This window comes from Pseudonocardia zijingensis, from assembly GCF_042657305.1.
Classification (GTDB): Bacteria; Actinomycetota; Actinomycetes; order Mycobacteriales; family Pseudonocardiaceae; genus Pseudonocardia; species Pseudonocardia zijingensis.
The window spans coordinates 1-548 of record NZ_JBHSKO010000088.1 but is presented as its reverse complement, the minus strand read 5'-3'; the positions used below and the strand labels follow the sequence as shown (position 1 = coordinate 548).

Here is a 548-nt window from a genome sequence, read left to right as displayed (position 1 = left end):
CCCCCTCCCGGAACTGCCGCCGGTGACCGCCGCCGACCTGGCCGACCTCCTGCTCCCGGCCCTCGGCATCGCGATCGTCGGCTGCTCCGACAACGTCCTCACCGCACGCGCCTTCGCCGCGCGGAAGGGCCAGGAGGTCGACGCCGACCAGGAGATGCTCGCGCTCGGCGTCGCGAACGCGGCCGCCGCTGTCGTGCACGGCTTCCCGGTGAGCAGCAGCGGCAGCCGCACCGTGATCGGGGACGCGATCGGCAGCCGCAGCCAGCTGAACTCGCTGGTGACGATGCTCGCGGTCGTCGCCGTGCTCGCCGTCGGAGGGCCGGTGCTGTCGTCGTTCCCGACCGCCGCGCTCGGCGCTCTCGTCGTGTACGCCGCGCTGCGCCTCATCGACGTCGCCGAGTTCCGCCGGTTCGCCCGCTTCCGCCGCTCCGAGCTCGCGATCGCGCTCGTCACCACGGCGGCGGTGCTGGCCGTCGGGGTGCTGAACGGCGTGCTCGTCGCGGTGGCGATCTCGATCCTCGACCTGCTGCGCAAGGTCTCCCGCCCGC

General features: G+C 74.1%; 1 protein-coding gene. It reads left to right on the top strand.

The window, feature by feature from the left end; all coding sequences use genetic code 11:
• Positions 1-22 precede the first annotated feature (22 nt).
• A partial coding sequence (locus tag ACFPL3_RS42060) for a SulP family inorganic anion transporter (RefSeq protein WP_379591057.1) occupies positions 23-548 on the top strand: 526 nt, incomplete at its 3' end.